This is a genomic window from Fulvivirga sp. (genome assembly GCF_040220315.1).
Taxonomy (GTDB): Bacteria; Bacteroidota; Bacteroidia; order Cytophagales; family Cyclobacteriaceae; genus Fulvivirga.
Map to the genome: position 1 here is coordinate 1 of NZ_JAVJUY010000317.1, position 5,148 is coordinate 5,148.

Sequence of the window (5,148 nt, forward strand, 5' to 3'; positions counted from 1 at the left end):
CCGAACCTTCACCATGATCATGATCTGAGGATTCTCCACCATGGTCATGACCTTCTTCGCTTTCCATCATTTCCGAGTGGTCGTGTTCGGATTCTCCTTCGGACTTTTTGCCGCCCGAGCAAGCCACAATACTCACCATGAGCATGAAAAGGATAGCGGAATAAATTGTTGATTTTAGTTGTTTCATTTTTTATTTATGATTTGAATTTGGTTAATAATTAATTTTTTGTTCCCACGCCGTATTTGTAAACCAGCTTTCCCCCAAGGTCCGCTGTTTTAGCCACCATGCCCATTCCGACCAGTCCCAATATCAGCAGGCCAATCGCCATCAATTTTTTGGTATCCAGGCTTTTCCAGTAGAGGAATCCTCGCAAAACAGCATATCCTGCAAAAAAGTAAAGCGTGTAATGCCCCCAATCTGAGTGCTGGCTGGCTGTGACTTCTCCCTGAAATGGGACGGAAACCATATCGATGGCCTGGTCCCCAGAGAGATACGCAGCAAAAGCACTGACAGCAGCCAAAGCATACAAACTCATCGCTCCATTTCGTGTCCAGGTGCTCTTTTTGATGACAAAAACCACATCAAACAGCAAAGCAACTGCCCATAGAGCAATAGGAAAGTGAATAATCAATGGATGGATATTTGGCATCCATTCCGGTAAAAGCGCTTCCATTTTATTCAATGGTTTCTTTTACACTTCCACACGACGGCATTTTATCACCAAAATATGGATTTGCAATTTTAGCATCATTTGATAGCCATGAAGCACCCGCATTGTCATTGGCCATGGGGCAATAATCCACGTAAATAGCTCCCATGGTTAATTTGGAGTTTTTTACCAACTCGATCATTTCAGCACTCAACATGGCAAACATCTTTCGCTTATCTTCAATGCTTTTGGCTTCTGAAACCATTTTTGCGCCAGTGAATGCTTTGTTGCCATTTTTCACCTCTTGGAGGGCAAGGACGAGCTGTGCTGCCGCATCATTTGATTTCAAAACGTCTGACGCAAAAAGGGCGTCTTTCAATGCTGTATACTTCAGGTATGCTTCACCCATCTCCTGGCTCTTAAACATTGGGCCCATTTGGTCTGTATTTTTTTTAGTTTCATTGCCATGGCTTCCATGGCTATGCTGTGCGAAAGTCCCCCAACTGCTTACAGTCAGAAAGACCAATAGAATTGATTTTTTCATTGGAATATTATTTTATGGTTGAAAAGATTAAGGAGAAAATATGAAAAGGTCTACCTTTTGTCCCAACGTTTTAAAAAAGGCATGATACACAACGTTCTTATAGTTGTGGATTACTAAAGCCTTGCACGTAAAAGTGACCTTATATAAACGTATTATATCCGGAAGACCTGGAATAAAATAAGGATAGAAGCCTGCCGGGGAGGCGGCCTATCTATTTCGTATAATAGAGTGGTTAATTCTTTATAGCTATTGGTAAATTGAGCAATAAAATGCTGAACCTGATTGAGTTGAAAATTGGAAAACGAAACTTGTAATTCTTTAACAAGAATTTTGGCATCATATACCAATTTGCTGGTGAAATCATCGCAGCATTCCTCAGTCCCTGATTCCGATTCTGAATGGTCATGGCTATGTGCATCATGATCATGGGCATGTGAATGGTGGCCTTCTGAATGGCTCTTTTCTTCCTGAGTGTAATTGCGGTCAAACCCTGCGACATCACCCAGGTTACAGACAAAATAAACCAGAAAGGCACCCAAATAGGTGCTAAGCAGGGAAAAGGAGAAAATACGGTTTTTTAAAGTTCCCACTCTGGATTTAATTCTACTTATTAAAGGTAAGCAGGATCACTCAATATTCAAAACCCTTCTTGTTTTGAAAAAACAACGGATTCTTTACAGCATACTGAGAACACTGGTGAAAAAAATAAAACCTAATAAACTGAAAGAGGTTTCCCATAAAGATCGGGAAACCTCACTCAACCTAATGACTAAAAGTCTGCCCTCACACCAAAATTGATCATTCTTGGAGCTCCGGGCCTAAGGCCGGCAGGACGGGCAGCCACTGCATATTTATTATCAAAAACATTGCTTACCGAAAGATTGGCTGAAAGAAATTTATTGATAATAACATTGGCTGAAAGATCAAAAACCATGAACCCGTCTATACGCTCACCCGGAACTGTGTCCTCAGCACCCGGAACAGTACCAATATCACCCTGATATTTGGTATTAAAAAATAAGGATGCTCGTTTATGCTGGATGCCCACGTTGACATATACCTGATGATTGGCAATATAGGGCAGCTGATCTCCTTTATTAACCATTCCCCAGGGTTCAAGTTCAGATTCAAAACTCTTACTAAAATAAGCATCCGTATACGTATATGCAGCTACCACCGGCAATGAAATAGTGCTACTTGTATTTGCCGCATCAAACCCAACTTGAAACTCCAAACCCCTAGTTATGGCCGTTCCTGCATTAAACGCATCTCCTGAACCTATGCCACCTGCGGCAGCAATATCCCTGCCAAGTAAGCTTTGGTAATCTGTATAAAACAACACTGCTGATCCTTCCACTTTACTATTGGTTTTCCTGATCCCCAGTTCATAGTTCGTACTCAACTCCGGGTCAGTATCATCTGAGCTGCCAGCCGGAGCAAACCCTCTGTGCACACCGCTGAACAAATTGAGTTGGTCGGATAACTGATAATTTACACCTACACCGGGCAACCAAACACTGAAGCTATTTGATCTTGTCTGTAGATCACTACCAGTTCTCTCCACATCATTTTTCCCATAGTCTTTCCTGCTCACAGTTATATTCTCATAACGGATACCCGGGGTAAAACTCCATCGGTTAACATCTAGTTGATAGAGTATATAGCCGGCAAAAGCTTTTGCAGATTCTACTCTATTTGCTTGTGTACCGTGTGTTCCAGGCTGTATTAGCTTCATCGTGCCATCGTTTATGGCATAAAGGTCTTCCCATTGATAGCGGTCCTCTTCGTCCTCATGCCATCTACCACTTAAATGAATATCATGCGAAACGTTCCCCGTTTCAAATTCATAGTCAACTACTGTCTGAACCCCTTGAGCATAATATTCACGATTGTTAGCCCTTAGGCTTAAGCTAGCCGTATCAGCTGTACTTTGGCCCCTTAGCAGTTGGTATGCGGCTGGGAAGGTTTCCGGATTATCAAGTACAGAGGAGAGGGACGGGCCATCAATGATACCCTGTAATTTGTACCAGTTTCTTGCAAAATCATTTCTGTAAGCAGTGGTGACAATATTGACACCACCGGGCATTTCTATGTAATGCTGAAGTGAAAACCTGGACTGCTCAGCATCCATATTGTCCAACTGTGAGGCCGCATATCGCTGATACGGATTGTCATCAAAGTCTGATGCACTTAACCCCAGGTAGGTTTCGTTGGCGTCTTCAAATGTTTGGCCCACGGTCATATTCAAAGACTGATACACCTTAGCATCCGCTTTGGTATTTACCCCTACTTTTATTTGATAGTCCTTCTTATCGAACCCGGTATTATCTCCATTTTCAAGTTCTTTAAATCCGTCTGCACCGTATTGAAAAGTCTCGACAAGAAAGCCTACCTGCTCTGATTTGGTGCCTACGTAAGCGTGTAAGTTTTTGTATCCATAGCTCCCGCTTGTCAATTGAAATTTGCTTGCAAATCGATTTGGAATGGGGGTGGACATGAAGTTGATGGCCCCACCTGTTGTAAACGGACCAAACCGAATCTGGCTCGCACCTTTGAGCACTTCCACACTATTCATACGGCCCATAGTGGGAAAATAATAGGCAGAGGGTGATGAGTAAGGTGCCGGTGCAGCCAATATGCCATCTTCCATAATGGTAATGCGAGCACTTCTTTCCAGACTGGAGCCTCTTAGGCCTATATTAGGTCTTAGGCCAAAACCATCTTCTTCCTGGACGTTTACACCGGGCACCATTTTCATGATGTCATTCACGTTGGTGTAGTTATAGTTTTTCAGCTCTACAGCAGAAATGTATTGTACTGATCCAGGGATTTCCTTTAACCCAACTCTCCCGAGCGTGAGGCTTTGGCTTTCTATGACTAGCTGAGGCAGGGCAAGTATGTTTTCCTCTAGTTCTATGTTATCACCTGTACCCACTTTATCAATAGCTATCGTCAGCGAATTAAAGCCTATGCAGGAAATAGTAATTTCTTCAGAAATGGCCGGAGCATATTCGATTTTGAAATACCCTTGTCCATCGGTCCTGGTGCCTATTTGGGTATTTTCAAAGCTCACATTTGAATGAGGAATGCCTTTGCTTGTTCCTTTTTCCGTAACCCTGCCCTCGATTGTTTTGGTTTGAGCAAAAGAGTAGACTGATATTATCATTAATAAGAATGTATATATGCCTCGCATTGGTTTGAATTGTTATTTATAATCATTCTAAATAATGCAAAGTACAGACTTTAGTAATTACCATACAATAGCCATTGCTAGTGAATTTTGAATCCTCCGATTTCATTATTACTAGTGAGGGAAATGGGTATTAAGTCCCAGTTAACTACCGGAAGATTTGCCACAACTATTTCACTTTTCCTTGTTATTTATGTTTATATCCACATCTTTCAACTCAATAAGGGAAAGTTGTTCCAAATCTCCATTTATGAATGCTTCATCTATCTCTTCCAGTTTCAGCTCTTTAGATTTTGGTTTCATATTGACATAATCCTGAATCATAACACCATTTACACGTCTGGCATTATAAGCCTTTCTGAACCGCACTCCGGTTCCTTCTTTTTCAACGTAGCTGTACGCCAGATAATCCATGCTGTAATCTTCTATATCAAACCAATAATAAAAAACGTCCTCGAAATCTTCCCCTCCTCCTTCTTCAGCAAACGTGATTTTGATTTTATGGTATTTCTTACCCTCAATCTCAGTGATGCCACCATACGATTTATTGACGGCAGGGTCATTGAGCCAAAGCGGGAGAAATGCAAAGTACATAACAGAATTCACTGAACTGGTATATGCAGCTCGGCGTTCCTCCGTTATTAATGTTTGCTCACCATTAATGAATCGAACCAATCCATCATTGCTTAACACATCTTTGATCTCATTAGCTGCTGTATCTGTTTGAATTCGCACATACTTATATGCCCATTTCTCACGCCAAT

General features: G+C 41.7%; 6 protein-coding genes. All 6 read right to left on the reverse strand.

Annotated features, from left to right (window positions below; genetic code table 11):
* A partial coding sequence (locus RLO81_RS16055; RefSeq protein WP_502880468.1) for a hypothetical protein occupies nucleotides 1-187 on the reverse strand: 187 nt, incomplete at its 3' end.
* A 31-nt stretch (nucleotides 188-218) separates the two neighbouring features.
* On the reverse strand, nucleotides 219-674 hold the full coding sequence (locus tag RLO81_RS16060) for a DUF2231 domain-containing protein (RefSeq protein ID WP_350113907.1): 456 nt from the start codon (nucleotides 672-674) through the stop codon (nucleotides 219-221).
* Nucleotide 675: 1 nt separating this feature from the next.
* The gene (locus RLO81_RS16065) at nucleotides 676-1,194 is read right to left on the reverse strand and encodes a DUF3347 domain-containing protein (RefSeq protein ID WP_350113910.1); all 519 of its coding nucleotides are present in this window, start codon (nucleotides 1,192-1,194) and stop codon (nucleotides 676-678) included.
* Between the two features lie 152 nt (nucleotides 1,195-1,346).
* Entirely contained in the window at nucleotides 1,347-1,784 is a 438-nt protein-coding gene (locus tag RLO81_RS16070) for a hypothetical protein (RefSeq protein WP_350113913.1), read from the reverse strand.
* Between the two features lie 179 nt (nucleotides 1,785-1,963).
* The gene (locus RLO81_RS16075; protein WP_350113916.1) at nucleotides 1,964-4,360 is read right to left on the reverse strand and encodes a TonB-dependent receptor domain-containing protein; all 2,397 of its coding nucleotides are present in this window, start codon (nucleotides 4,358-4,360) and stop codon (nucleotides 1,964-1,966) included.
* A 198-nt stretch (nucleotides 4,361-4,558) separates the two neighbouring features.
* On the reverse strand, nucleotides 4,559-5,148 hold a 590-nt coding region (locus RLO81_RS16080; protein WP_350113919.1), incomplete at its 5' end, for a DUF6503 family protein.